The following is a 25,386-nucleotide window of genomic DNA, read 5'->3' on the forward strand; positions in this document are numbered from 1 at the left end:
GGAATATCCGAAGAATTACCAATGAGTTATAGCTGCTGATTGCAATTTCGCCCTGACCGTCGGGCGGGCGTCATTATTTTGTCTGATTGAGTACCAGCAACAACGCTGCCGTTTGTGCATCCGGCGTGCCGTCGAAGCGCGAAGGGCGGAAGTGCATCTGGAAGGCGGCGAGGACGTGGCGTGTGGCAACGTCCAGCTCACCGGTCTGCGGTGTGTCATAACCCAAGTGCGCCAACTGTGCCTGGAACCAGCTGATGCTCGGCAGTTCACTACTGTTGAACAGCATTTGCTGGCGCGCTACTGCCTGTTCGTTCGGCCATACGCCCAAGCCTTCGGCGGCGAGACGTTTCCACGGGAACAAAGGGCCCGGATCGAGTTTGCGCAATGGCGCGATGTCGCTATGGCCAATGATGTGGCGCGGGCTGATGCCGTTGCGCTTGCTGATGTCCTTGAGCAGGACGATCAACGATTGAATCTGCGCTTCGCTGTACGGATACCACAGACGGCCGGTCGGGGTGTCCTTGAAGCCCGGATTGACGATTTCGATACCGATCGAGCTTGAGTTTAGCCAGGTACGGCCCTGCCATTGGCTTTCGCCGGCGTGCCAGGCGCGCTGGTTTTCGTCCATCAGCTTGTAGATGGTGCCGCTCTTGTCGTCGCCGATCAGGTAATGGCTGCTGACTTCGCCGTGGGTCAGCAATTGCAGCGAGCGCTCCAGCGAGGCCGACGTGTAATGCACAACCACAAACTGAATGCGGCTGTCGTAATTGGCCGAAGGATGGCTGGTGTTGTAGCGCGGGCCGCTGGCACAACCGGCCAGAACGAGCAGCGAAGCGAGGAGGGTAAAGAATTTCATGGCAGAAGGCAGTACACGCAAGACAGTAATGCAACAGTGTAACGTACTGCCTCGCGTCTCGACGGTCAGTGGGCGGATTTAAACAAAATGGAACAATTTGCTCAGCCCAGCTCGACCCTGTTGCGCCCCGCATTTTTCGCTCGGTATAACGCCTGATCGGCTCTCTTCAATACAAGATCGCTGTGTTCTCCGGCACGGAATGTCGCCAGTCCCATGGAGATGGTGATGGTCACTCGTTCACCCTTGAAGTGGAACGGGCAGGCTTCGATAGCGGCGCGCAGGGTTTCCAGCAATTTTGCGCCGACCGCTGGCGGCGTCGCCGGCATCAACAGAACGAACTCCTCACCGCCGAAACGGGCGATGAAATCGGCGCCGCGCAGACGCTTGCGCAGTACGGTGGCGATGATTTTCAGCACCTTGTCGCCGGCCAGATGGCCGTAGTTGTCATTGATCCGCTTGAAGTGATCGAGGTCGAGCATGGCCAGGCTCAGCGTGTTGCCGTGCAGTTGCCACTGTTTGATTTCATGCTCAAGGCGTTCGCTCCACGCGGCGCGGTTCGGCAGGCCGGTGAGCGGGTCGATCAGTGCTTTCTGCCGTTGTACTTCAAGATGTTCGCGGAAACCCTGGGCTTCCTGCTCCATATGCGCCACGCGTTCGGACAGGCTTTTCAGCCGCGTGGCGACTTCTTGCTCGCGGGCGTCGCGCTGCTTCTGATGCTGGTCCATGGTGCCGAGCAGGCCTTCAAGATGATTTTCCAGCACGTGCTTGAGGTCTTCCAGATCCGCAGCTTCCTGCACGCTGGTCTGCAGGCCGTCGACTTGCTCACGGATCTGCGTGTCCATGGCTTTCGCCGCCGAGCTGTTGTCGGCATGGCCCTCGCTGGCGGCTTGCAGATTGCTCTGAAACGCTTCGAGGCGTTCATTGAGCTGTTGCAGATAGGCTTCGAATTCGTGCTGGCCGCTGTCGGTGATCGCCAGCATCAACGTTGCAAGATCGTCGAGAATCGGGATCAGTTCGTACCAGTTCAAACCGTGTTTTAGCCGCTCACGCATGGCTTCGGCTTGCGGGCGGTGGCGTTCCGGCAGGGTCAGGTCGTCGAGCAGCCCGATCAGGGTGTCTTCGATGTGCTTGGCCACGGAACTGTAAGACGGCTCCGGGGTGTCCGGCAGGGCGAACAGGATGTCGTGCTCGGGCTGTTCCGGGTCGATGGCGGCCAGCGCCTGAGCAATCGGTTCGGGCAGGGGCAGGCTGTCGATGATCGGTGGTGATGGATCACCGGGGTGGATCAGTTCATCGGGATTGACCGCCTCAGCGGTGATCGGCGCTTGAGCCGGCGCTGAAGCCGGGGCGAAAACAGGCTCGGGCTCGAAGCGCTCTGCCTCCGGTTCGAGCGGTTCACTGATAACTTCGCTGATGACCGTTGGCGGTACGAAGGCCACTACATTTGCCGGTTCCAACTGGGCTGGAGCGGCTGGCGTGGGTGGTTCGACAACAGGCGCAAGTGCTTCGCTGGCAGGCGCTGCCGGTACCGGCTCAGCCGCCGCGACAGGCGCGAGCTGTGCGGTTTCCGCTGTGGTTGACGGTGCAGCCAGTGGTTGCTCTGGCGGCGAGGCTGGAACCTGCGCGGGGGATTGTGTCGCTAGCGCTTCTTCGCTGTCACGGCTACCAAACAAACGCTGCAACAATCCTGGGCGTCCCGGCTCGGCTGGCGTTTCCAGCTGACTCAAAGCCTTGCCCTGCAAGCCGCTGAGTTCACTCAGCAACAGTGGCATTTCCCGCGCCGAACCGACGCGGCTATCCAGTTGTTTGGCGAATTTCTTCAGTGGCTGAGCGACTTCACGCGGCAACGGCAAAGCCTGCAACTGAGTGACCAGCGATGTCAGCGCGGTACTGACTTGATCGATGCGGGTTTCGCGGCGCTGCTCGGAATCGAGCACGGCTTTTTCCAGGCGCGGCAGCAGGGCGGCGAGGCCGGCGTCCATGTCATCAGTGCGCACCACGTCGCGCATCTCTTTCATGCACTGATCAACGACTTTATCGGTGCCTTCAGCCGCCAGCGTGCTGCGCACCAGGCCGCGACGCAGCAAGTCGAGCCTGGCGGCCCAGCGACGTTCGAGTTTGTCCTGTTGTTCGATGCTTTTGAGGTACTTCTCTTTCCAGCGCTGGGCGTCGTCGCTCATTCAGGGGTTCCGCGAGGGGCAGGACTCAACGCGGGCAATGCATCGGCCGTGAGCGAACCCGGCAGACGAATCTCTACCGCGACCGGCAGGTGATCGGAAATCGGTTGTGCCAGCACTTCGACCTTTTCCAGGGTCAGGGTCGGGCTGAGCAAAATATGATCAAGGCAACGCTGCGGGCGCCAGCTGGGGAATGTCGCTTCCACCTGCGGGGCCAGCAGGCCGAGATCGCGTAACGGAGAATGTTGTAGCAGATCGCTGGCATGGGTGTTCATGTCGCCCATCAACACTTGGTGTTTATAGCCACCGATCAGCTCACGAATATAGGCCAGTTGCAGGCTGCGGGTTCGCGCGCCAAGGGCCAGATGCATCATCACCACCACCAGCGCTTCCGGGCCTTCGCCGAAACGCAGCAGAATCGCCCCGCGACCTTTCGGGCCGGGCAGCGGGTGATCTTCAATCGCCGACGGTTTCAGACGACTGAGCACGCCGTTGCTGTGCTGAGCGAGTCGGCCGAGATTGCGATTGAGTTGTTGATACCAGTAGGGGAAGGCGCCGAGTTGGGCCAGATGTTCCACCTGATTGACGTAGCCCGAACGCAGGCTGCCGCCATCGGCTTCCTGCAGGGCGACCAGATCGAAGTCGCCCAGCAGGTCGCCGATCTTTTGCAGGTTGCCTGAACGCCCGTTGTGCGGCAGCAGGTGCTGCCAGCTACGGGTCAGGTAATGCCGATAGCGCTCGGTGCTGATGCCGACCTGGATATTGAAACTGAGCAAACGCAGACGCTGGTCTGCGGGCAGGCCCGTTGACTCCAGGTGATGCTCATTGACCTGCGGATCATGCAGGCCAACGATGCGTTCGGACTTCCAGCGGCGCATGGCGGTTGCCGCGCTTAGTTGGCAGCAGCCTTGGTTGCCGCTCGCTCTTTGGCGACCAGTTGGTCAGCCAGTTTCAGCGCTTGCTCGGCACCACCGGCGGAGCCGATGTCAAAACGGTATTTGCCGTTGACGATCATGGTTGGAACGCCAGTGATTTCATACTTCTTGGCCAGTTCGCGAGCTTTTACGATCTGACCCTTGATGGCGAACGAGTCGAAAGTGGCGAGGAATTTATCCTTGTCCACGCCTTGAGTGGCGAGGAAGTCAGCCATGTCGTTCTTGTCGGTCAGCTTCTTGTGTTGTTTCTGGATTGCTTCGAAAACTGCGTTGTGAACCTTGTGCTCGACACCCATGGCTTCGAGGGTCAGGAACATCTGGCCGTGAGCGTCCCACGGGCCGCCGAACATGGCCGGGATGCGTACGAAGTTGACGTCGGACGGCAGTTTATCAACCCAAGGGTTGATCACCGGCTCAAAGGCGTAGCAGTGCGGGCAGCCGTACCAGAACAGCTCGACCACTTCGATCTTGCCAGGCTCTGCCACTGGCACCGGGTTAGCCAATTCGACATAAGGTGCGGCAGGGGCTTCGGCGGCTTGAGCGGTCACGCCGAACAGGCTGGCAGCGACGAGGGCGGCGCTGATGATCAGATTACGCATGCTTTACTCCTGGACAATTTCGGTCGCCTCGCGCGACCTGTTTTCAGACAGATCCTGGCGGGCATGAGTTCTGTAGTGTAACGGTAGCGGCCACAAAAAAGGGCGGCCAAAGCCACCCTTTTTATACTTGCTGCGACGGATTAATCGAGCGTTAACGTTGCCCGAGATCTATCGCCGCCAAGTGCGCTTAGTGCAGACCTTGAATGTAGCTGGAGACCGCAGCGATGTCTTCGTCGCTCAGGCGCTTGGCGATGGTCTGCATGGTCATCGTGTCGCCGTCGTTGTTGCGGCCGCCTTCTTCCTTGCGGAAATCGGTCAGTTGCTTGGCGATGTATTGAGCGTGTTGGCCACCCAGGTGCGGGAAGCCGGCAGCGGCGTTGCCGGCGCCGTTCGGCGAGTGACAACCGGTGCAAGCGGGCAGGCCCTTGGCCAGGTTGCCGCCACGGAACAGCGCTTCACCGCGAGCGACGATCTTCGGATCGGCGGCGCCGACGCTGCCTTTCTGGCTGGCGAAGTAGGCGGCGATGTCGGCCAGGTCCTGATCGCTCAGGTTGGTCAGCAATCCGGTCATTTCCAGAACGGTGCGCTTGCCCGACTTGATGTCGTGCAATTGCTTGGTCAGGTAGCGTTCACCTTGACCGGCCAGTTTCGGAAAGTTTGGCGCCATGCTGTTCCCGTCCGGGCCATGGCAGGCTCCGCATACGGCGGCTTTTGCCTGGCCTGCTGCGGCATCACCGGCAGCATGGGCGAAGCCTGAGATTCCCACGGTCAACAGCAGACTCACGATCAATTTGTTCATCAGCTAATCCAACTACGGCTAAGGGTTAAGTTATGGACCGGGCTTACTCGCGCTCATCCACAGGATGATGGCTTGGTAATCCTCGGCACTGCAGTCCATGCACAAACCACGCGGCGGCATCGCCTTGAAACCCTGGGTCACGTGTTGCACCAGCGTCTCCATACCTTTCGCCAACCTCGGCGTCCAAGCTTCCTGATCGCCTCTTTCGGGCGCCATTGGTAGTTGGCCGGAATGACAGGCACCACAAACACGGTTGTACACAGCTTCCGGATCCTGTGTAGCCTGTGCGCTGTAAAGCGGCATCAAGACTCCGGCAGCCAGCAGCCATTTCGTCATAAAACGACCTTTTCAGGGTTGAGAGCGTTCTGCGTTCTAATGCGCAATCAAGGTCTGTCGCTCTCGTGAACTTCATCCTACGCTGGGACAAAGCACACACAAAATCTGCGGCATTATATACTGGCGTCACTGAAACGGAAGCGACACCGCGTTCCGCGCCCAATCCCGGCGCCGCCCACATCGGAAATCCCATGCAACTCAAGAATCCCATCCTCGGCCTGTGCCAACAGTCCACGTTTATGCTCAGTGCCGCCAAAGTCGATCAATGCCCTGACGACGAAGGCTTCGAAGTAGCGTTCGCCGGTCGTTCCAACGCCGGCAAATCCAGCGCACTGAACACTTTGACTCACGCCAGTCTGGCGCGCACCTCGAAAACCCCAGGTCGCACACAGCTGTTGAACTTCTTCAAGCTAGACGAAGATCGCCGTCTGGTCGACCTGCCGGGCTACGGTTACGCAAAAGTACCGATCCCGCTGAAGATGCACTGGCAGCGTCACCTCGAGGCTTACCTCGGTGGCCGCGAGAGTTTGAAGGGGCTGATTCTGATGATGGACATCCGTCATCCAATGACCGACTTCGACCTGCTGATGCTCGACTGGGCCGTTGCGGCCGGCATGCCAATGCACATCCTGCTGACCAAGGCCGACAAGCTGACCTACGGCGCAGCCAAGAACACCCTGCTCAAAGTGCAGTCGGAAATCCGCAAGGGTTGGGGCGACCTGGTCACCATCCAGCTGTTCTCGGCGCCAAAACGCATGGGCCTGGAAGAGGCCTACACTGTACTGGCCGGCTGGATGGAACTGGCAGACAAAGGCGCCGAGGCGGCTGAGTAAAACAGGGATTAGAAAATTGGCTGTGGTGCGCTCAGGCAAGGCGAAAGCACAGCTAAAAAGCGGAGTTTAGGGTACCTAAATGAGCATTTTTAGCTGTGCTTTCAACGCAGTCTGAGCGTGCCACAGCCAATTTTCGGGCAAAAAAAGCCCCGGACTTCATTGGGGAGGGAGAAGTTCCGGGGTTTAAGTTCCGAACCGCTAGGGCGGGGTTCAGATATCTGCCAACACTTAACACAACATAGGAGCATCGAAGGGCTTCACCAGCCATTCAGTATCTCTGAGTGGTGTCCTTCCAGATTAGTTCAGATTTTTTTCAAAAAGCTTTGGAATAATCCCAAGCGCTTTTCGAAATAAGCAGGTTTTACTGGCGCTGCCGCGACAACAGGTCGCGGCAAACCGTGTTCAAAAGCCTCAGTGAGCCTCATCCCAATTGTTGCCCACACCCACTTCGACCAGCAGCGGCACATCCAGTTTCGCCGCCTCGCTCATGTGCACGCGAATCTCGGCACTGACTTGTTCGACCAGATCCTCACGAACCTCCAGCACCAGTTCATCGTGCACCTGCAGGATGACTTTGGCGTCCAGCCCGGATGTCGCCAACCAGTTATCCACCGCCACCATGGCTTTCTTGATGATGTCGGCAGCCGTGCCCTGCATCGGCGCGTTGATCGCTGTGCGCTCGGCAGCGGCACGTTCCTGCGGCTTGTTCGAGTTGATTTCTGGCAGGTACAGACGACGACCGAAGAAGGTCTCGACATAACCCTGATCCGCCGCCTGTGCGCGGGTGCGATCCATGTATTCGCGAACCCCCGGATAACGGGCGAAGTAGGTGTCGATATAAGCCTTGGCGGTCTTGGTGTCGACGCCGATGTCCTTGCCGAGCTTCTGTGCGCCCATGCCGTAGATCAGGCCGAAGTTGATCGCCTTGGCGCCACGGCGCTGGTCGGAGGTCACTTCGTTGAGTTCGACCTTGAACACTTCGGCAGCGGTGGCGGTGTGCACGTCCAGATTGTTGCGGAAGGCATTCATCAGGCCTTCGTCCTTGGACAGGTGCGCCATGATCCGCAGTTCGATCTGCGAATAGTCCGCCGCCAGCAGTTTGTAGCCCTTTGGCGCGACGAACGCCTGACGGATGCGCCGGCCTTCCGCGGTGCGCACCGGGATATTCTGCAGGTTTGGATCGCTCGAGGACAAACGCCCGGTCGATGCCACAGCCTGGTGATACGAGGTGTGGACACGCCCGGTGCGCGGATTGATCTGCTCCGGCAGGCGATCGGTGTAGGTGCTTTTCAGCTTGCTCATCGACCGGTGCTCCATCAGCACCTTCGGCAAGCGGTGATCGTCTTCAGCGAGCTTCGCTAGCACTTCTTCAGCGGTGGACGGTTGGCCCTTGGCGGTCTTCTTCAATATTGGCAGGCCGAGTTTCTCGTAGAGAATCACGCCCAACTGCTTCGGCGAGCCAAGGTTGAATTCTTCCCCGGCGATCTCGAACGCTTCGCGCTCAAGTGCGACCATTTTGTTGCCCAGTTCGATGCTCTGAATGCCGAGCAGTTCGGCATCAACGAACGCGCCTTGGCGTTCGATGCGCGCCAGTACCGGCACCAGCGGAATCTCGATGTCGGTCAAAACGCTGGCCAGACTCGGGATGGCGCTGAGTTTTTCGAACAGCGTCTGGTGCAGGCGCAGGGTGATATCAGCGTCTTCGGCGGCGTACGGCCCGGCCTGTTCCAAAGCGATCTGGTCGAAAGTCAGCTGCTTGGCGCCTTTGCCGGCGATGTCCTGGAAGCTCACGGTGGTGTGATCCAGGTACTTCTGCGCGAGGCTGTCCATGTCGTGGCGGGTGGCGGTGGAGTTGAGCACGTAGGACTCAAGCATCGTGTCGAAGGCGATGCCGCGCACGTTGATGCCTTGGCTCTGATCGCCGCCGATGGCACAGTTGGCCAGAATATTCATATCGAACTTGGCGTGCTGGCCGACCTTCAGCTTGCTCGGGTCTTCGAGAATCGGCTTGAGTGCGCGCAGTACGGTGTCGCGATCCAGCTGTTCCGGCACGCCGATGTAGGAGTGGGTCAGCGGAATGTACGCGGCTTCGTTGGCCTGCACGGCGAACGACAGGCCGACCAGCTGCGCTTGCTGCGCGTCGATGCCGGTGGTTTCGGTGTCGAAGGCGAACAGTTTGGCGTTGTTCAGTTTTTCCAGCCAGACGTCGAAGCGCGCCTGATCAAGGATGGTTTCGTAGGCAGCTTCGGCGGGAGCGACAGGCGCTTCTTCCGCTGGTGCGCTGAACAGATCGCCGGCCAGCGCAGGTTCGCTGGCTGCGCTCAGTTCCAGACGTTTGGCGTCGCGATCGAGATCATTGATCCAGCTTTTGAATTCCAGCAGCGAGTACAGCTCGTAGAGCTTGGCCGGGTCTTCGGCGCCCATCTGCAGGTCGTCGAGTTCGACGTCCAGCGGCACGTCGACCTTGATGGTCGCCAGTTGATAGGAGAGGAACGCCATCTCCTTGTGCTCTTCAAGCTTGGCCGGCAGGGTCTTGGCGCCGCGAATCGGCAGGGTCGGCACGATGTCGAGATTGGCGTACAGCTCGGTGAGGCCGCCGTTGACGCCGACCAACAGGCCGGACGCAGTCTTCGGGCCGATGCCGGGAACGCCCGGAATGTTGTCGGACGAATCGCCCATCAGCGCCAGATAATCGATGATCTGCTCCGGAGCGACGCCGAATTTCTCCTTAACGCCCTCCACGTCCATCGAGCTACCGGACATGGTGTTGACCAAAGTAATGTGGCCATCGACCAGTTGCGCCATGTCCTTGTCGCCGGTGGAGATGATCACCGGGCGATCCGCCGCCGCGCTGCTGCGCGCCAGGGTGCCGATCACGTCGTCAGCCTCGACGCCTTCCACGCACAGCAGCGGGAAACCGAGGGCGATCACGCTCTGGTGCAGCGGCTCGATCTGCACGCGCATGTCGTCGGGCATGCTCGGGCGATTGGCTTTGTATTCGGCGTACATTTCATCGCGAAATGTCCCGCCCTTGGCGTCGAACACCACGGCGAACGGGCTGTCCGGGTACTGCTTGCGCAGACTCTTGAGCATGTTCAGCACGCCTTTGACCGCACCGGTCGGCAGGCCTTTGGAGGTGGTCAGTGGTGGCAGCGCGTGAAACGCGCGGTACAGGTAAGACGAACCGTCCACCAGGACGAGGGGGGCTTGGCTCATGAGCAGGATCAACCTTTTCGGCGGGTCCGGCGCTAGAATAGCGGGACCGTTGACGACAAAGGGACAAGGTTATCATGCGTACGTTAAATCGCTTGCTGCTGGTCGGTCTGATTGCTGCCTCACCGTTGACCGCGATGGCGGCGGATGATGCGCCGTCAGGGGATCCTGAAGTAACCATTCGCACGGAAGGCGACAAGACGATTCAGGAGTACCGGCAAAACGGCTTCCTGTACGCGATCAAAGTCACGCCGAAGGGCGCGCCGCCTTACTTTCTGGTGCGTGCAGACGGGACGGATGCAAACTTCATCCGCTCGGATCAGCCGGATATGCTGATTCCGTCGTGGAAGATTTTCGAATGGAAGTAGATTTTTAATTCACCCGGCGCCGCGATTGGCGGCGCCCGTACTGGCAGTTAAAACATGTCTGTGTTCACTCCCCTGGCTCGGCCCGAGCTGGAAACCTTTCTCGCCCCTTACGGGCTTGGCCGTCTGCTTGATTTCCAGGGGATCGCCGCCGGCAGCGAAAACACCAATTTCTTTATCAGCCTGGAGCAGGGCGAATTCGTCCTGACCCTGGTCGAGCGCGGCCCGGTGCAGGAGATGCCGTTTTTCATCGACCTGCTCGATGTGCTCCATGAAGCCGATCTGCCGGTGCCGTACGCACTTCGCACCACCGACGGCGTGGCGCTGCGTGAGCTGAAAGGCAAACCGGCACTGCTGCAACCGCGCCTTTCCGGTAAGCACATCAAGGTCGCTAATGCTCAGCATTGCGCGCAGGTCGGCGAGTTGCAGGCGCACCTGCACCTGGCGACCCAGGACGAGCGCATGATCAAGCGCAAGACCGACCGTGGCCTGGACTGGATGCTGGAAGAGGGCACGGAGTTTCTTTCGCACCTGAGCGATGAGCCGCGTGCGCTGCTGCAAAAGGCGTTGAACGAGATCACCGAGCGCAAAGACAAGATTCTTGCGCTGCCTCGCGCCAACATCCACGCCGACCTGTTTCGCGATAACGCGATGTTCGAAGGCACGCACCTGACCGGTTTGATCGACTTCTACAACGCCTGCTCAGGGCCGATGCTCTATGACGTGGCGATCGCCTTGAATGACTGGTGCTCGGACGAGGACGGTTTAATCGACGGGCCGCGTGCCCGCGCGTTTCTCGGCGCCTATGCGGCGTTGCGACCGTTCACGGCGGCGGAGGCTGAGTTGTGGCCGACGATGCTGCGTGTAGCCTGTGTGCGGTTCTGGCTGTCGCGGTTGATCGCGGCGGAGCAGTTCGCCGGGCAGGACGTGTTGATTCACGATCCGAAAGAGTTTGAACAGCGGTTGGCGCAGCGGCAGCAGGTCAATACACCTTTGCCTTTCGCGCTTTAATATCAAAAGATCGCAGCCTTCGGCAGCTCCTACATGGGATTACCTGTAGGAGCTGCCGAAGGCTGCGATCTTTTTCTATGCGGCTACAGAGATTCCAGGCATCCCGCCAGATCATTGCCCAACTTCTCTAGCACTTGCTCATAGCCCTGAGCTGTCGCCGGGGTGTACCCGCCCAACGCGTCCAGCTCCGCCAGTTTCACCGGCAAACCTGCAACCAAGGTTTCGGCCAAACGCGGCCGCAACGGCGGCTCACTGAACACACACGTCTTGCCGACTTCCTGCAAGCGCTTGCGCATCGCCGCGACATGTTGCGCGCCCGGCTGCACTTCGGCGGCCACGCTGAACACGCCGGCATGCTTCAGGCCGTAAGCCTCTTCAAAGTAATCAAACGCCTCGTGAAAAACGTAGTACGGCTTGCCTTCAACGCTGGCCAGACGCTTCTTCAAACGCTGATCCAGTGCGTCCAGACGTTCGTCAAATGCCTTGGCGTTTTTCTGATAGCGCTCGGCATTGGCCGGATCAACGGCGCTCAAGTCCGCGGCCATTTTGTCGGCAATTACCCGCGCATTGACCGGTGATAACCACAAGTGCGCATCGAGCGTGCCAGGACGGTGATCGTGATCATGCTCGTCAGCCTCTTCGGCGTGGGAGTGGCTGTCCTCAGCGAAACGCCGCAGTTTCATCCCTGGCAGATCCTGCACCGCGACGCTCGGCAGCGTTCGACCGTTCAACACGCGCGGCAGAAAGCCTTCCATGTCCGGGCCGATCCAGTAGAGCAGATCCACCGATTGCACCTTCCGTACGTCGGATGGCCGCAGCGCGTAATTGTGTGGCGAAGCACCCGGCGGCAGCAGCACTTCGGGAATCGCTACGCCGTCCTGCACGGCCGCTGCAATCAGCTGCAACGGTTTGATGCTGGTGAGGACTTTGACCTCGGCCTGAGCCGAACCGATCAGCAGAAAACTGGCGACAAAAGCCACAAAAACAGAAAAAAGTCGGGACACGATGACCACTCAAGGAGGCGAGAACGGGTAACATAATAACGTCTCTATCAAAACTCGTCGCCGCCCATGCCTATTACACCGATTGCCAGCCGTCCCCACGACCACTCTCATTGCGTGCACAGCGCTTTGTCCGAGGCCGATACCTTGTGCGCCCAGAAAGGCTTGCGCCTGACCGCGTTGCGCCGCCGGGTGCTGGAACTGGTGTGGCAGAGCCACAAGCCGCTGGGCGCCTACGACATTCTTGCGGTGCTGAGCGAGCAGGATGGCCGCCGCGCCGCACCGCCGACGGTGTACCGCGCGCTGGATTTCCTCCTGGAAAACGGCCTGGTGCACCGCATTTCTTCGCTGAACGCCTTCGTCGGCTGCGTGCACCCGGAACACGCGCATCAGGGCCAGTTCCTGATCTGCCGCGATTGCCACGCTGCCATCGAGCTTGAGCAAAAAGTGATCAGCGACGCGATCATCAACAGCGCCAAAGACGTTGGTTTCATCGTCGAAGCGCAGACCGTCGAAGTCGTCGGCCTGTGCTCTGGTTGCCAGGGGGCTTGATGAGCAATGCGCTGATCCGTCTGGAACAGGTCGCCGTCACATTTGCCGGGCAGGCTGTGCTGGACAACATCGAGCTGAGCGTCGAGCCCGGGCAGATCGTTACCCTGATCGGCCCCAACGGCGCCGGCAAGACTACGCTGGTGCGCGCCGTGCTTGGTTTGTTGAAGCCGGACAGCGGCAGTGTCTGGCGCAAGCCGAAACTGCGCGTCGGCTACATGCCGCAAAAACTGCACGTCGATCCGACCCTGCCGCTGTCGGTGCTGCGCTTTCTGCGCCTAGTGCCGGGCGTTGATCGTCCGCGTGCGCTGGCCGCGCTGAAAGAAGTCGGCGCCGAACACGTCATCGACAGCCCGGTGCAAAGCGTTTCCGGCGGTGAAATGCAGCGCGTGTTGCTCGCTCGTGCACTGCTGCGCGAGCCGGAATTGCTGGTGCTCGACGAGCCGGTACAAGGCGTCGACGTCGCTGGCCAAGCCGAGTTGTACAGCCTGATCACCCGTCTGCGCGACCGCCATGGCTGCGGCGTGTTGATGGTGTCCCACGATTTGCATTTGGTGATGAGCACCACCGATCAGGTGGTCTGCCTCAACCGTCACGTCTGCTGCTCCGGGCATCCCGAGCAGGTCAGTGGCGATCCGGCGTTCGTCGAGCTGTTCGGCAAGAACGCGCAGAGCCTGGCGGTTTATCACCACCATCACGACCACGCTCACGACCTGCACGGTTCGGTGGTCAAAGGGCCGGTTATTGGCCAACCTCACGTTCACGGAGACAACTGCAAGCATGGCTGATTTTCTGTTGTATGCCCTGCTTGCAGGTCTGGCGTTGGCGATCGTTGCAGGTCCGCTGGGTTCGTTCGTGGTCTGGCGGCGCATGGCGTATTTCGGCGACACCTTGTCCCACGCTGCCTTGCTCGGTGTGGCGTTGGGCTTTCTGCTGGATGTCAGCCCAACCGTTGCGGTGACCGTAGGCTGTCTGTTGCTGGCGGTGCTGCTGGTCACGCTGCAACAGCGTCAACCGCTGGCGTCTGACACGCTTTTGGGAATTCTCGCACCGAGCACGCTCTCTCTCGGCCTGGTGGTACTAAGCTTCATGCATGAAGTGCGGATCGACCTGATGGCCTATCTGTTCGGCGACCTGCTGGCGATCAGTCCAACCGATCTGGCGTGGATCCTCGGCGGCAGTGCGGCGGTGCTGGTGTTGCTGGTGACGCTGTGGCGGCCGTTGCTGGCGATTACCGTGCACGAAGAGTTGGCCAAGGTCGAAGGCCTGCCGGTTGCAGGTCTGCGCATGGCGCTGATGTTGTTGATTGCGGTGGTGATCGCGGTGGCGATGAAAATTGTCGGCGTGTTGCTGATTACCTCACTGCTGATCATCCCGGCGGCTGCGGCACAGCGTCACGCCCGCTCGCCGGAGCAGATGGCGCTGGGCGCGAGCCTGCTGGGCATGCTCGCCGTGTGTGGCGGGCTGGCGTTGTCGTGGTTCAAGGACACCCCGGCCGGCCCGTCAATCGTTGTGACGGCGGCCGCACTGTTTCTGTTGAGTTTTGTTCTGCCCCGTCGTGGGGTGTAGACTTGGCCGCTTTTTGCGCAAATAGAGAGTCGCAGGAATGAAGCCGTTCGCCTCCCGTTATCTGCTCCTTGTCGCATTTTCAGTGCTACTGGGCGCCTGCCAAAGCACGCCGCCGGTGGCCGAAGTCCCCGATGCGCGAGCTACGGCCATCGCACAGCTGGAGCAAAGCCTGGCCAGCAGCGAACTGGCCACTGCCGAAGATCAGTTGGCCGCTTTGCAGAAAGAAACCCCAAACGATCAATCCCTTGAGCAATACCAGCGGCAATTGGCCGAAGCGTATCTGCGTCGCAGCCAGATCGTGCTGCAGAAGGGCGATGTGAATGCTGCCGCTACGGCGTTAAGCCGTGCTCGCGCGTTGATGCCGAAAGCGCCGGCGCTGACCGGTGGCGTCAACGGTGCCATTACCGAAGCGCGCAAGGCTGAGCTGGAAAAGGCTGAGGCTGCATTGCTGGCCGCCGAGGCCAAGCCGAAAGCTAAAGTGATTGATCCGACCGCTGAGAGCACTACGGTTGCGCTGAACATCACCGATAGCCGCAAACTTCGTCGTCAACTCGACGCGATCGCCGCTGATGTGGTGAATTACGAGTGTGGGGTGACCATTCAGGCACCGCGCACCGATGACTATCCGTGGCTGGCGACTCTGCTGACCAAGCGGGTGAAGAAGTTGAACCCGGATTTTGATCTGAAGATCGTGAAACAGACCGTGCGCACAGTGCCGGCGCAGATGGTTCTGAGCCCGCGTAAACCCTAAGAAGCTTCGCGAGCAGGCTCGCTCCCACAGGGATCTCCAGTGAACACAAAATTCGTGTTTATAGGAGAACCCTTGTGGGAGCGAGCCTGCTCGCGAAAGCGGTCTTTCTATTACCGAAGCTTTTAAGCCGGAATGGCCTTCGCCTTAGGCTCCCGCGCCCAAACCCGATGCTGCCCGATCGCCGCAAAGAACGGCTTGGTCAACGCTGGCACATCCTTGCCCTGCAGCAATCCGTCATCCGCCTCCAGTTTCAGCAGATCCTGCAATTGCTTGGCCTCGCCGTGCAACGCAATCGCCTTCAGATGCTTGTACGCCTCCAGCAGGTAGTGCAGCGCCACGCCATCGCCGCTCAACGCCTTCACCGACGCCGTGCCACCCGGCACGAACACCGCGTCAAAAATCACCGACGGCATGCCTTCCATCGAAGCATCTACTGGCAACATTTTGCCGTCAGCGGTCTTCACCGGCGCTGAAGTTGCGCCGAGTAACTTGGCATGCGCACCTTCAGCCGCCAGAGCCTTCTTCATCGCATCAATCGCTGCACCATCGACGCCATTCGCGGCAAGAATCGCCACTTTTCGCGTCTTGATGTTTTCCGGCAACAGGTTGGCCTGACTCAATGACGGCGAATGATCGAAAGAGGTTTTACGAGCCTCGACCGTGCCTTTGCCTGGTGCCGGCAGACCTAGATTGGCCGCAACGCGCTTGGCCAGTTCGAGGTCAATGTTGGCCAGAATCTCGTTCACTTCCCGCGCACGGATGAACTCGCGCTCAACCTTGCCCAGCTCGAAGCTGTAAGCGGCAATGATATGCTCCTTCTCGTGATCGCTCATGCTGTTAAAGAACAACGTCGCCTGGGAGAAGTGATCGCTGAACGACTCGCTGCGCTGGCGGATCTTGTTCGCATCGATTCGTTCTGGATAACTCTCGAAGCCACCGTCCTGCGCGGCCGGCGGGGTTTCTTTGGGCCAGCCGCCATCAATCGAGTTCGGCTCATACGAGGCGCGGCCCTTGTCGATCACCGTGCGGTGCTGCGCATCACGCTGGCCATTGTGGAACGGCGCAACCGGCCGGTTGATCGGCAACTCGTGAAAATTCGGCCCACCGAGTCGGCTGATTTGCGTGTCGGTGTAGGAAAACAGCCGACCTTGCAGCAGCGGGTCATTGGAGAAGTCGATGCCCGGCACGATGTGGCCAGGGCAGAACGCGACCTGCTCGGTCTCGGCAAAGAAGTTGTCCGGGTTGCGGTTCAGCGTCATCTTGCCCAGCGGCGTGATCGGCACGATTTCTTCGGGGATCAGCTTGGTCGGGTCGAGGATATCGAAGTCGAAGTCGTGCTCGTTTTCCTCCTCGATGATCTGTACGCCGAGTTCCCATTCCGGGTAATCGCCCATTTCGATCGCTTCCCAGAGGTCGCGACGGTGGTAGTCGGTGTCTTTACCGGCAAGCTTCTGCGCCTCGTCCCACACCAGCGAACAAGTGCCGGCGGTAGGGCGCCAGTGGAATTTGACGAAGCGCGATTTGCCCTCCGCGTTGATCAGACGGAAGGTGTGCACGCCGAAGCCCTGCATGCTGCGCAGGCTTTTCGGGATCGCCCGGTCAGACATCGCCCAGATGACCATGTGCGCCGATTCCGGCACCAGCGAAACGAAATCCCAGAAGGTATCGTGAGCTGAGCCACCGGTTGGGATTTCATTGTGCGGTTCGGGTTTCACCGCGTGGACGAAGTCGGGAAACTTGATCGCGTCCTGAATAAAGAACACCGGCATGTTGTTGCCGACCAGGTCGAAGTTGCCTTCATCGGTGAAGAACTTCACCGCGAAACCGCGTACGTCACGCACGGTGTCGCCGGAACCGCGTGGGCCCTGAACCGTGGAAAAGCGCACGAACACTGGAGTCTTCTTGCCCGGATCTTGTAGGAAACCGGCCTTGGTCAGCGTCGAATGGTTCTCGTAGGCCTGAAAGAAACCATGCGCGCCGGTGCCGCGCGCATGGACGATGCGTTCCGGGATCCGCTCATGGTCAAAATGCGTGATCTTTTCCCGCATGATGAAGTCTTCAAGCAGCGACGGCCCACGAGGGCCGGCCTTGAGGGTGTTCTGGTTGTCAGCGATCTTCACACCTTGGTTGGTGCGCAGGGCCTGGCCGGTGGCGTCGGAGCGAAACTTTTCCAGGCTGTCGAGTTTGGCGTTGGTGTTGGCGCGATCCGGGGCATCGGTTCCGGCCATCTGGCTTTTATCGGTCGTAGGCTTCTTGCTCATCAGTCGTAAACTCCTCGGTTGACCCCGATGCTGGCCGGGGACTCTTGAGTGGTTCCCGGGCACGGCACCCAGGGTTTTCAAGTCGCTTACTTAGTGACTGATGGGCTGCTTTGGACGTTCCTTTTTTATGACCTTTGATCTTGTTATTGCCAAATCGAAGGTTAATTGCGAAATAAATGCTAAGAACCTCTATACGGACAGGCTAAAATGCGCGCCCGGCTAACCGCTGATCCTTTTCTAACGCGCCCCACAAGGTTCGCTACGTGATCGAGTTTCAAAACGTCCACAAGACTTACCGCGTCGCCGGTAAGGACATTCCCGCGCTGCACCCGACCAGTCTCTCTATCGAGAACGGGCAGGTGTTCGGCCTCATCGGCCATTCCGGCGCGGGCAAAAGTACCCTGCTGCGTCTGATCAATCGCCTGGAGAACTCCAGTGGCGGCAAGATCATCGTCGACGGCGAAGAAGTCACCGCGCTCGACGCCAAAGGCCTGCGCCGTTTCCGCCAGCAAGTCGGGATGATCTTCCAGCACTTCAACCTGCTTGCCTCCAAGACCGTGGCCGACAACGTTGCGTTGCCGCTGACCCTGGCCGGCGAACTGTCGGGCAGCGAAATCGACAAGCGTGTTGCCGAATTGCTGGCGCGCGTCGGTCTGTCCGACCACGCCAAGAAGTACCCGGCGCAATTGTCCGGCGGTCAGAAGCAGCGCGTCGGCATCGCCCGCGCCCTGGCGACCAAGCCGAAGATTCTGCTGTGCGACGAGGCCACCAGTGCCCTCGACCCGCAGACCACCGCGTCGGTCCTGCAACTGCTGGCCGAGATCAACCGCGAACTGAAACTGACCATCGTCCTGATCACCCACGAGATGGACGTGATACGTCGCGTCTGCGATCAAGTGGCGGTGATGGACGCTGGCGTGATCGTCGAGCAAGGTTCGGTGGCCGATGTGTTCCTGCATCCAAAACACCCGACCACCAAGCGTTTTGTGCAGGAAAGCGAGCAGATCGACGAAAGCGAGCAGCGTGATGACTTCGCTCACGTGCCGGGCCGCATCGTGCGTCTGACCTTCCAGGGCGAAGCGACCTACGCGCCGTTGCTTGGCACCGTCGCCCGGGAAACCGGCGTCGACTACAGCATCCTCGCCGGTCGTATCGACCGCATCAAAGACATTCCGTACGGGCAATTGACCCTCGCCGTCACCGGTGGCGACATGGAAGCGGCGTTCGCCCGCTTCACCGCCGCTGACGTTCACATGGAGGTATTGCGCTAATGGAAGACCTGATCAGTTTCTTCACCAATATCGACTGGTACGAAATCTGGCTGGCAACCGGCGATACGATGCTGATGCTCGGTGGTTCGCTGCTGTTCACCGTATTGCTCGGCCTGCCGCTGGGCGTGTTGCTGTTTCTGTGCAGCCCGCGTCAGTTGCTGGAAAACCGTGGCCTCTACGCGTTCATGTCGCTGGCGGTGAACATCCTGCGTTCGCTGCCGTTCATCATTCTGTTGATCGTTATGATCCCGTTCACCGTGCTGATCACCGGCACGTCGCTGGGCGTGGCCGGTGCGATTCCGCCATTGGTCGTGGGTGCCACGCCGTTCTTCGCGCGTCTGGTGGAAACCGCGCTGCGTGAAGTCGATCGCGGCATCATCGAAGCGACTCAGTCGATGGGTGCGACCACGCGGCAGATCATCATCAACGCCTTGTTGCCGGAAGCGCGCCCAGGCATCTTCGCGGCGATTACGGTGACGGCGATTACACTGGTGTCCTACACGGCAATGGCCGGTGTGGTCGGTGCCGGTGGTCTCGGCGACCTGGCGATCCGTTTCGGTTACCAGCGTTTCCAGACAGACGTGATGATCGTCACTGTGGTGTTGCTGTTGATTCTGGTGCAAGTGCTGCAGATGGTCGGTGATCGACTGGTCGTGCATTTCTCGCGCAAATAAGCAGTTTTGTATTGAACAGATGAGCCGGCCATTCGCTGGCAGGCGCCAGACGGGCGCCTCATAAGGAGTTAGCTGAATGAAAAAAACTGATCGCTGCTTTTGCTGCCGTTGCAGCATTCTCGGCCCACGCCGAAACCCTGACCGTTGCCGCCACTCCGGTGCCGCACGCAGAAATCCTCGAGTTCGTGAAGCCGGCGCTAGCCAAAGAAGGCGTGGAGCTGAAGGTCAAGGTCTTTACCGACTACATTCAGCCGAACGTACAGGTCGCGGAAAAGCGTCTGGACGCCAACTTCTTCCAGCACCAGCCGTATCTCGATGAGTTCAACAAGGCCAAGGGCACTAGTCTGGTTGCCGTGACCGGTGTGCACCTGGAGCCGCTGGGCGCTTACTCGAGCAAGCTCAAGGACCTGAAGGATCTGCCAAGCGGCGCCAACGTGGTGATCCCGAACGACGCCACCAACGGCGGCCGCGCGCTGTTGCTGCTGGCCAAGGCTGGCGTGATCACTTTGAAGGATCCGACCAACATCCTGTCGACCGTCAAAGACATTGCGACAAACCCGAAAGACCTGAAAATCCGTGAACTGGAAGCCGCGACCATCCCGCGCGTGCTGACCCAGGTCGATCTGGCGCTGATCAACACCAACTACGCGCTGGAAGCCAAGCTCGATCCGTCCAAGGATGCGCTGGTGATCGAAGGTAACGACTCGCCGTACGTGAACATCCTCGTGTCCCGCGCGGACAATAAGGACAGCGACGCGATGAAGAAACTCGCTGCTGCGCTGCACAGCCCGGAAGTGAAGAAATTCATTACCGAGAAGTACAAAGGCGCGGTGTTGCCGGCGTTCTGATTCAGGAATGCTGCAACGAAAAGGGGACGCCATGCGCGTCCCCTTTTTTGTGTCTTGTGCTTGGCTTTGGACCTGCTGTGAAGCTTCCCCTCACCCCAGCCCTCTCCCGAGGGAGAGGGGGCCGATCTTCAAGCTTTTCGAGCCTGAGTTCGACTCACAATTGCAGGTCGGCGCAACTCGAACAAACACCTCGGTCAGTTCCCTCTCCCTCTGGGAGAGGGCTAGGGTGAGGGGCTTTTCGCTCTTCAGCTTTTATTTGCGGTTAAGCATCACCGGCAGCTGCGCAACCAGTTTGGCATTATTCAACGGCGCCCGAATAAACCCCCGCTGCGTCCCGTCCGGGCCGATCACCGCGAGATTACCGCTGTGATCCACCGTGTAATTCGGCTTACTGGTATCCGCCGGAATAAACGGAATACTCACCGCGTTCGCCACCTTCTGCAGCTCTTCGATCGAAGTCGGCGTCAGGCCAATGAACTGCGGATCAAAATAGCCTAGGTACTGCTTCAACTGCTTGGGGTTATCGCGGTTCGGATCAACGCTGACCAGCACGATCTGCAACTTATCCACAGCGTCTTTCGGCAGCTCACTCTTGATCTGCCGCAGCTGCGCCAACGTTGTCGGGCAGATGTCCGGGCAGAACGTGTAGCCGAAGAACAGCAGGCTCCACTTGCCTTTCAACTCGTTGATCGCCACCGGTTTGCCGTCCTGATCGGTCATCGTCACATCCGGCAGATTGCGGCTCTGCGGCAGCAGGATAATGCCGGCGTCGATCAGCGCAGTCGGGTCGCCCTGGCCCTTGCCGCTCAGTACTTTGTTGACGGTAAGTCCCAGGATCAGCGCGATCACGGCGACGAGGATGAAGACGGTTTTCTGGGTTCGAGTCATAGGTTCAACAGTAAGTAGTGGTCTACGAGCAGGGCAATGAACAGCAGAAACAAGTACCAAATAGAGTACTTGAAGGTGTTGATCGCCGCGTGCGGCCGAGTGCCACGGTACAGCACCACGGCCCATTGCAGAAACCTTGCGCCGAGGGCGAGGGCGCAAATCAGGTAGAGCATGCCGCTCATGTGAATCACGTAAGGCAGCAGACTTACCGCCAGCAGTGCAAAGGTGTACAGCAGAATGTGCACTTTGGTGTAGTGCTCGCCGTGGGTGACCGGCAGCATCGGGATGTCGGCCTTGGCGTATTCCTCTTTGCGATGGATCGCCAGCGCCCAGAAGTGCGGCGGCGTCCAGGCGAAGATGATCAGCACCAGCAACAACGGTTCGGCACTGACGTGGCCGGTGGCAGCCGTCCAGCCGAGCAGCGGTGGCGCGGCGCCGGCGAGGCCACCGATAACGATGTTCTGTGGCGTCGCGCGTTTGAGGAAACCGGTGTAGATCACTGCGTAACCGAGCAGCGAAGCCAGGGTCAGCCAAGCCGTCAGCGGGTTGGTGAAGGTCAGCAACAAGGCCTGCCCGAGCAGCGCCAGCACCAGTGCAAAGGTCAGCGCCGCCGCGGGCGACACCCGGCCTTCCGCCAATGGCCGTTTGTGTGTGCGCGCCATCACCGCATCGATGCGCCGATCGACCACATGGTTGACCGCCGCCGCGCCACCGGCACACAACGCAATGCCCAGATTACCGAACACCAGTACCGTCCACGGCACCCCGGCGCGGGTCGCGAGGAACATGCCGACCAGCGAGGTGATCAGCATCAGCACCACGACTTTCGGTTTGGTCAGCTCCAGATAATCACGCCAGATCGCCTGATGCGGGCGCTCGCCAATCAGAATCGCCACGGTGTTTCTCCTTTTATGGTGATGGGCGCGGCCGCGTGTTTGCGCGGGCTCAGGCGCCAGCGCGCGAGCACCGGTTGTTTGACCCGGACCAGGCTGGTGCGCGCGTGGTAATTGACCAGCACCATGGTCAGCAACAGCGCCGCACCGCCAGCGTTATGCGCGACCGCCACCGGCAGCGGCAGATGGAACAACACGTTGCTGATGCCGAGGGTGATCTGTGCGGCGAGGGCGATCAGCACGAGGCCGGCCAGCCGCGTCATGCCAACCACTTTCAATTGCCAAGCGAGACCGAGCAGCACCAGCGTCACCAGCAGCGCGCCGATACGATGAGTCAGGTGAATCGCCGTGCGTGCATCGCTGTCGAGTTGCCCACCCAGATAATTCGGGCCGATGTGCTGGGTCAGGTGAAAACCGTTGGCGAAATCCGCCGGTGGCAACCATTGCCCGTGGCAGGTCGGGAAATCAATGCAGGCCACCGCCGCGTAGTTGGAACTGACCCAGCCACCCAGCGCAATCTGGCCGATCACCAACAACAATCCCGCCGTCGCCCAATACTGCAAACGCTTGGGCACGGTCAGCGCCGGCAGCACACCGGACAATCGCAACGTCAGTAAAAACAACAGACTCAGCGTCGCAAAGCCGCCGAGCAAATGCCCGGTGACCACCTGCGGCCAGAGCTTGAGCGTCACCGTCCACATGCCGAACGCCGCTTGCGCGAACACTACGGCCAGCAGGAACAGCGGCAACTTCAACGGCTGCCCCGGATGACGACGGTTAACCCACGCGCGTCCGGCCAGAATCGAAATAAGCAGGCCGAGGGTACCGGCGAAATAGCGGTGGATCATCTCGTTCCAGCCCTTGTGCGCCTCCACTGGCGAGTCGGGGTAATGCAGTTCGGCATGGGCCAGTTGGGCTTCGCTTTTCGGCACGCTGATAAACCCGTAGCAGCCCGGCCAGTCCGGACAGCCTAAGCCTGCGTGGGTCAGGCGCGTGTAGGCGCCGAGCAGCACCACAATAAGTGCCAGCAGGGTGGCAAACAGCGCGAGGCGAAATCCAGGTTTGGCCATGACGATGCCCTTATCCGATGTTCGACAGTTTCAGCAGGTGCCGCAGGTCGTTGAGCAGATCCTTGCCTTTTACATTCGGCTCGTAACGCAGTACGAGATTGCCGTGAGGGTCGATGATCCACAGTTGCGGCGTGGCTTTGTCGCCGGTTGTCTTGCTGAACACACCGGCGTCCAGCGGGTAGCGTTGCAGTTGCGGATATTCGCGGGTCAGCTTGGCGTCGTAATCAGCGCTCACCGGTTGCGCAGCAGCAAGGGCGTGGCTTGCGCGGCCGGCATCGCGACCGAGGCCGATCTGGATCTGCCGCGCCAGATACACCAGTTGCTGGCAGTCCACCGCGCAGTCTTTCGGTGCGGTGACCAGTATCTGCCAGCGCTCTTCCTCCGCTTGCACGCCGAGGTCGGCGCGGGTCTGGCCGTTGCCGATCAGTTCGCCGTGATAGCTGCGACCTTCTGGCACCCAGAACTGCAATTTGTACATGCCGGTGGCGAGCACCATCGGCCCGATCACGCCAAGCACAATCAGCAATAACTGAATGCGCCCGCGACGACGGGTGGCGGCAGGCTTCGCCTCAGACATGCTGGGTGGATTCATGGCCGTTCCCATGGTGGTTCTCCTTTGCGTTGTGCAAGCCCAAATAGACGTAGAGGCCGAGCAGGGCGGTGGCCATGGCGAACCACTGCAAGGCGTAACCGAGGTGTTTTTCCGGGCCCATGGCGACCACCGGCCAATCGGCCTCGTAGCTGGCCGGGCCGGGTTCGGCGCGTAATTCGTAGGTGAAGCCGTCGCGCTCAAGGGTTTTCCACAGCTTGACGGGTTCGACGGCAGTGATGGTTTGCGGCCAGGTGCTGCTGACCGGGTCGGCGTGCAACTGAAAAGTGGCGCCAGGGGCGACGTAGACCCAGGCATCGACATTCAACGCTTCACTGGGCGTAGTGAATTGTGGCGGCACGCGGCGATCCGGCCACGGCAGCCAGCCGCGATTGACCAGCAGCCACAATCCGGTGCGTTGATCCTGAAAGGGTTGCAGCAACTCGACGCCGACCTTGCCGTTACGCTGGCGGTTATCCAGCAGCAAACTGTGCGCAGCATCGAACTGACCGTGCAGATGCACGCGGCGATAAGCCGGATCAGCGCTATTGAGCAGTTCGCTGCTGGCCATCGGTTCGGCAGCGCGGCGTTCCGCGTAACTGGCGAGCAGGGCGGTTTTCTCGGCACCCCGACTCAATTGCCAGAAGCCCAGCGACACCAGCAGCGGCAGCAACAACGCCACCACCACGGTCGGTATCACGCCTGGGCGAAAGCGCTTCATGGCTGCGCCACAAAGTCAGTCGTTGCGATCGCTATACTCAACTGCATCGCCTGTCCCCCGGAGTTCTTCCCATGCTCAAAACAGCCATCGTCCTGATGCTGATTGCCACGGTGATCAGCCTGTTCAGCGGCCTGTTTTTCCTGGTCAAGGACGACAGCAGTTCCAATCGCCTGGTCATCGCCTTGAGTGTTCGGGTGGCATTGGCCGCCGCCACCGTCGGCTTGATCGCCTGGGGCTTTTACAGCGGCCAACTGGTGTCGCATGCGCCTTGGTAGCTCTGGTCCTCAGAGCACGTAAACGAAGATAAAGAGCCCGATCCACACCACGTCGACGAAGTGCCAATACCAGCTCGCCGCTTCGAAACCGAACTGGTGCTCGTTGTCGAAGTGGCCCTTCATGATGCGCATCAGCATCACAAACAGAATGATCGTGCCGATGGTCACGTGGGCGCCGTGGAAACCGGTGAGCATGAAGAACGTCGCGCCATAAATGCCCGAACCGAGGGTCAGGCCCAGTTCGTGATAGGCGTGAATGTATTCCTCAGCCTGGAAGCCGAGAAACGCGCAGCCGAGCAGCACGGTGATCGCCAGCCAGATTTTCAGTGCGCCGCGATGGCCCTTCTTCAAGGCATGGTGAGCGATGGTGATGGTCACACTGGAGCTGACCAGCAGGATCGTGTTGATCAGCGGCAGGCCCCACGGGCTGATGACGTCCTTGGGCGGCGGGAACAGTTTCGGATCCGGCGTGTGCAGCAGCGGCCAGGTGAACTGGAAGTTCGGCCAGAGCATGTGCGCGATGCCTTTGGTGCCTTCACCGCCGAGTGCTGGTCCGGAAACGTGCCGCACATAAAACAGCGCGCCGAAGAAGGCAGCGAAGAACATCACCTCGGAGAAGATGAACCAACTCATGCCCCAGCGAAACGAGCGATCCAGCTGCGCGCTGTAAAGCCCCGCGCGGCTTTCCTTGATCACCGCCCCAAACCAGCCGAACAGCATGTACGCCAGCAACAGGCTGCCGACGAAAAAGATGTACGGGCCGTGGGATTCCGGGCGCGTCGCCTTCAGATCGTTGAACCAGACGGCCAGGCCGTAGACGGTAATGGCCATGCCGAAAGTGGCGATGATCGGCCATTTGCTCTGGGCCGGTACGTAATAGTGCTCATGAGTTGCCATTTATT

The 25,386-nt window shown here is 60.0% G+C and carries 26 protein-coding genes; 11 read left to right on the forward strand and 15 right to left on the reverse strand.

Translation table 11 applies throughout. The annotated features are described in order from the left end of the window. Positions 1-73 precede the first annotated feature (73 nt). The 6 genes from LOY43_RS00255 to LOY43_RS00280 all read right to left on the reverse strand — a co-directional run bounded on the left by LOY43_RS00255 (position 74) and on the right by LOY43_RS00280 (position 5,702). Entirely contained in the window at positions 74-856 is a 783-nt protein-coding gene (locus tag LOY43_RS00255; RefSeq protein WP_095049543.1) for an N-acetylmuramoyl-L-alanine amidase, read from the reverse strand. A gap of 101 nt (positions 857-957) precedes the next feature. Continuing rightward, positions 958-3,036, reverse strand: coding sequence for a diguanylate cyclase (locus LOY43_RS00260; protein WP_258709039.1), 2,079 nt, complete (start codon positions 3,034-3,036; stop codon positions 958-960). Beyond that, a complete protein-coding gene (locus LOY43_RS00265) occupies positions 3,033-3,911 on the reverse strand; it encodes an endonuclease/exonuclease/phosphatase family protein (RefSeq protein WP_007911779.1) in 879 nt (292 codons plus the stop codon). Before LOY43_RS00265 ends, LOY43_RS00260 begins: the two co-directional genes overlap by 4 nt. A gap of 14 nt (positions 3,912-3,925) precedes the next feature. After that, positions 3,926-4,567 carry a thiol:disulfide interchange protein DsbA/DsbL gene (locus LOY43_RS00270; RefSeq protein WP_134176534.1) on the reverse strand — a complete coding sequence of 214 codons (642 nt, stop codon included), beginning with the start codon at positions 4,565-4,567 and terminating at the stop codon, positions 3,926-3,928. Between the two features lie 187 nt (positions 4,568-4,754). After that, complete coding sequence (locus LOY43_RS00275; RefSeq protein ID WP_016986443.1) at positions 4,755-5,366, reverse strand: cytochrome c; 612 nt, start codon at positions 5,364-5,366, stop codon at positions 4,755-4,757. A 30-nt stretch (positions 5,367-5,396) separates the two neighbouring features. Continuing rightward, entirely contained in the window at positions 5,397-5,702 is a 306-nt protein-coding gene (locus LOY43_RS00280; RefSeq protein WP_095049540.1) for a cytochrome c5 family protein, read from the reverse strand. Between the two features lie 191 nt (positions 5,703-5,893). Here LOY43_RS00280 and yihA point away from each other — a divergent pair, with 191 nt between their 5' ends. Beyond that, entirely contained in the window at positions 5,894-6,535 is a 642-nt protein-coding gene (gene yihA / locus LOY43_RS00285) for a ribosome biogenesis GTP-binding protein YihA/YsxC (RefSeq protein WP_007911767.1), read from the forward strand. A gap of 411 nt (positions 6,536-6,946) precedes the next feature. Here yihA and polA read toward each other — a convergent pair whose 3' ends face one another. Then, positions 6,947-9,751, reverse strand: coding sequence for a DNA polymerase I (polA, locus tag LOY43_RS00290; RefSeq protein WP_258709040.1), 2,805 nt, complete (start codon positions 9,749-9,751; stop codon positions 6,947-6,949). Positions 9,752-9,825: 74 nt separating this feature from the next. Here polA and LOY43_RS00295 point away from each other — a divergent pair, with 74 nt between their 5' ends. Next, a complete protein-coding gene (locus tag LOY43_RS00295; protein WP_258709041.1) occupies positions 9,826-10,116 on the forward strand; it encodes a DUF2782 domain-containing protein in 291 nt (96 codons plus the stop codon). 54 nt (positions 10,117-10,170) lie between these two features. Then, positions 10,171-11,124 carry a homoserine kinase gene (locus tag LOY43_RS00300; RefSeq protein WP_095049538.1) on the forward strand — a complete coding sequence of 318 codons (954 nt, stop codon included), beginning with the start codon at positions 10,171-10,173 and terminating at the stop codon, positions 11,122-11,124. Positions 11,125-11,207: 83 nt separating this feature from the next. Here LOY43_RS00300 and LOY43_RS00305 read toward each other — a convergent pair whose 3' ends face one another. Then, entirely contained in the window at positions 11,208-12,128 is a 921-nt protein-coding gene (locus LOY43_RS00305) for a zinc ABC transporter substrate-binding protein (RefSeq protein WP_258709042.1), read from the reverse strand. 66 nt (positions 12,129-12,194) lie between these two features. Between LOY43_RS00305 and LOY43_RS00310 the strand changes: the two genes are divergently transcribed. The 4 genes from LOY43_RS00310 to LOY43_RS00325 are packed head-to-tail and all read left to right on the forward strand — an operon-like array spanning position 12,195 to position 14,994. Next, a complete protein-coding gene (locus tag LOY43_RS00310; RefSeq protein WP_007911760.1) occupies positions 12,195-12,677 on the forward strand; it encodes a Fur family transcriptional regulator in 483 nt (160 codons plus the stop codon). Next, on the forward strand, positions 12,677-13,462 hold the full coding sequence (gene znuC, locus LOY43_RS00315; protein WP_007911759.1) for a zinc ABC transporter ATP-binding protein ZnuC: 786 nt from the start codon (positions 12,677-12,679) through the stop codon (positions 13,460-13,462). Before LOY43_RS00310 ends, znuC begins: the two co-directional genes overlap by 1 nt. Continuing rightward, positions 13,455-14,243 carry a zinc ABC transporter permease subunit ZnuB gene (gene znuB, locus LOY43_RS00320; protein ID WP_007911758.1) on the forward strand — a complete coding sequence of 263 codons (789 nt, stop codon included), beginning with the start codon at positions 13,455-13,457 and terminating at the stop codon, positions 14,241-14,243. Before znuC ends, znuB begins: the two co-directional genes overlap by 8 nt. 37 nt (positions 14,244-14,280) lie before the next feature. Continuing rightward, a complete protein-coding gene (locus LOY43_RS00325; protein ID WP_095049537.1) occupies positions 14,281-14,994 on the forward strand; it encodes a PA5502 family lipoprotein in 714 nt (237 codons plus the stop codon). A gap of 122 nt (positions 14,995-15,116) precedes the next feature. Here the strand turns inward: LOY43_RS00325 and katE are convergent, their stop codons facing one another. Next, a complete protein-coding gene (katE, locus tag LOY43_RS00330; RefSeq protein WP_258709953.1) occupies positions 15,117-17,258 on the reverse strand; it encodes a catalase HPII in 2,142 nt (713 codons plus the stop codon). A gap of 260 nt (positions 17,259-17,518) precedes the next feature. On the opposite strand from katE, the gene LOY43_RS00335 reads away from it, so the two are divergent. From LOY43_RS00335 to LOY43_RS00345, 3 genes are all read left to right on the forward strand, one after another. Beyond that, positions 17,519-18,526: a methionine ABC transporter ATP-binding protein gene (locus tag LOY43_RS00335; protein WP_095049536.1), complete on the forward strand. Its 1,008-nt coding sequence runs from the start codon at positions 17,519-17,521 to the stop codon at positions 18,524-18,526. Further along, entirely contained in the window at positions 18,526-19,200 is a 675-nt protein-coding gene (locus LOY43_RS00340) for a methionine ABC transporter permease (RefSeq protein ID WP_160054515.1), read from the forward strand. The genes LOY43_RS00335 and LOY43_RS00340 overlap by 1 nt, the downstream gene beginning before the upstream one ends. Positions 19,201-19,286: 86 nt before the next feature. Continuing rightward, positions 19,287-20,048, forward strand: coding sequence for a MetQ/NlpA family ABC transporter substrate-binding protein (locus LOY43_RS00345; protein ID WP_258709954.1), 762 nt, complete (start codon positions 19,287-19,289; stop codon positions 20,046-20,048). Between the two features lie 252 nt (positions 20,049-20,300). Here LOY43_RS00345 and LOY43_RS00350 read toward each other — a convergent pair whose 3' ends face one another. Genes LOY43_RS00350 through LOY43_RS00370 form a run of 5 tightly spaced genes read right to left on the reverse strand, consistent with a single transcriptional unit; the run spans position 20,301 to position 24,209 of the window. Then, positions 20,301-20,936, reverse strand: a complete 636-nt coding sequence (locus tag LOY43_RS00350) for an SCO family protein (RefSeq protein WP_008081211.1) — start codon at positions 20,934-20,936, stop codon at positions 20,301-20,303. After that, positions 20,933-21,832, reverse strand: coding sequence for a heme o synthase (gene cyoE / locus LOY43_RS00355; RefSeq protein ID WP_077575206.1), 900 nt, complete (start codon positions 21,830-21,832; stop codon positions 20,933-20,935). The genes LOY43_RS00350 and cyoE overlap by 4 nt, the downstream gene beginning before the upstream one ends. Next, entirely contained in the window at positions 21,820-22,899 is a 1,080-nt protein-coding gene (locus LOY43_RS00360) for a heme A synthase (RefSeq protein WP_095113101.1), read from the reverse strand. Before LOY43_RS00360 ends, cyoE begins: the two co-directional genes overlap by 13 nt. A gap of 10 nt (positions 22,900-22,909) precedes the next feature. Further along, the gene (locus tag LOY43_RS00365; RefSeq protein WP_095125097.1) at positions 22,910-23,503 is read right to left on the reverse strand and encodes a hypothetical protein; all 594 of its coding nucleotides are present in this window, start codon (positions 23,501-23,503) and stop codon (positions 22,910-22,912) included. Further along, positions 23,469-24,209 (reverse strand): SURF1 family protein, encoded by a 741-nt coding sequence (locus LOY43_RS00370; RefSeq protein WP_220557239.1) that lies wholly within the window; start codon positions 24,207-24,209, stop codon positions 23,469-23,471. The genes LOY43_RS00365 and LOY43_RS00370 overlap by 35 nt, the downstream gene beginning before the upstream one ends. Positions 24,210-24,280: 71 nt before the next feature. Between LOY43_RS00370 and LOY43_RS00375 the strand changes: the two genes are divergently transcribed. Beyond that, positions 24,281-24,484, forward strand: coding sequence for a twin transmembrane helix small protein (locus tag LOY43_RS00375; protein WP_007911731.1), 204 nt, complete (start codon positions 24,281-24,283; stop codon positions 24,482-24,484). A 9-nt stretch (positions 24,485-24,493) separates the two neighbouring features. Here the strand turns inward: LOY43_RS00375 and LOY43_RS00380 are convergent, their stop codons facing one another. Then, complete coding sequence (locus LOY43_RS00380) at positions 24,494-25,381, reverse strand: cytochrome c oxidase subunit 3 (RefSeq protein WP_258709043.1); 888 nt, start codon at positions 25,379-25,381, stop codon at positions 24,494-24,496. Positions 25,382-25,386 lie beyond the last annotated feature (5 nt).

This window comes from Pseudomonas sp. B21-041, from assembly GCF_024748675.1.
Taxonomy (GTDB): domain Bacteria; phylum Pseudomonadota; class Gammaproteobacteria; order Pseudomonadales; family Pseudomonadaceae; genus Aquipseudomonas; species Aquipseudomonas neuropathica.

Coding starts and splice junctions, on each gene's coding strand:
- LOY43_RS00255 (WP_095049543.1), bottom strand. CDS start 856: ATGAAATTCTTTACCCTCCTCGCTTCGCTGCTCGTTCTGGCCGGTTGT.
- LOY43_RS00260 (WP_258709039.1), bottom strand. CDS start 3,036: ATGAGCGACGACGCCCAGCGCTGGAAAGAGAAGTACCTCAAAAGCATC.
- LOY43_RS00265 (WP_007911779.1), bottom strand. CDS start 3,911: ATGCGCCGCTGGAAGTCCGAACGCATCGTTGGCCTGCATGATCCGCAG.
- LOY43_RS00270 (WP_134176534.1), bottom strand. CDS start 4,567: ATGCGTAATCTGATCATCAGCGCCGCCCTCGTCGCTGCCAGCCTGTTC.
- LOY43_RS00275 (WP_016986443.1), bottom strand. CDS start 5,366: ATGAACAAATTGATCGTGAGTCTGCTGTTGACCGTGGGAATCTCAGGC.
- LOY43_RS00280 (WP_095049540.1), bottom strand. CDS start 5,702: ATGACGAAATGGCTGCTGGCTGCCGGAGTCTTGATGCCGCTTTACAGC.
- yihA (WP_007911767.1), top strand. CDS start 5,894: ATGCAACTCAAGAATCCCATCCTCGGCCTGTGCCAACAGTCCACGTTT.
- polA (WP_258709040.1), bottom strand. CDS start 9,751: ATGAGCCAAGCCCCCCTCGTCCTGGTGGACGGTTCGTCTTACCTGTAC.
- LOY43_RS00295 (WP_258709041.1), top strand. CDS start 9,826: ATGCGTACGTTAAATCGCTTGCTGCTGGTCGGTCTGATTGCTGCCTCA.
- LOY43_RS00300 (WP_095049538.1), top strand. CDS start 10,171: ATGTCTGTGTTCACTCCCCTGGCTCGGCCCGAGCTGGAAACCTTTCTC.
- LOY43_RS00310 (WP_007911760.1), top strand. CDS start 12,195: ATGCCTATTACACCGATTGCCAGCCGTCCCCACGACCACTCTCATTGC.
- znuC (WP_007911759.1), top strand. CDS start 12,677: ATGAGCAATGCGCTGATCCGTCTGGAACAGGTCGCCGTCACATTTGCC.
- znuB (WP_007911758.1), top strand. CDS start 13,455: ATGGCTGATTTTCTGTTGTATGCCCTGCTTGCAGGTCTGGCGTTGGCG.
- LOY43_RS00325 (WP_095049537.1), top strand. CDS start 14,281: ATGAAGCCGTTCGCCTCCCGTTATCTGCTCCTTGTCGCATTTTCAGTG.
- LOY43_RS00340 (WP_160054515.1), top strand. CDS start 18,526: ATGGAAGACCTGATCAGTTTCTTCACCAATATCGACTGGTACGAAATC.
- LOY43_RS00350 (WP_008081211.1), bottom strand. CDS start 20,936: ATGACTCGAACCCAGAAAACCGTCTTCATCCTCGTCGCCGTGATCGCG.
- LOY43_RS00360 (WP_095113101.1), bottom strand. CDS start 22,899: ATGGCCAAACCTGGATTTCGCCTCGCGCTGTTTGCCACCCTGCTGGCA.
- LOY43_RS00365 (WP_095125097.1), bottom strand. CDS start 23,503: ATGGGAACGGCCATGAATCCACCCAGCATGTCTGAGGCGAAGCCTGCC.
- LOY43_RS00370 (WP_220557239.1), bottom strand. CDS start 24,209: ATGAAGCGCTTTCGCCCAGGCGTGATACCGACCGTGGTGGTGGCGTTG.
- LOY43_RS00375 (WP_007911731.1), top strand. CDS start 24,281: ATGCTCAAAACAGCCATCGTCCTGATGCTGATTGCCACGGTGATCAGC.
- LOY43_RS00380 (WP_258709043.1), bottom strand. CDS start 25,381: ATGGCAACTCATGAGCACTATTACGTACCGGCCCAGAGCAAATGGCCG.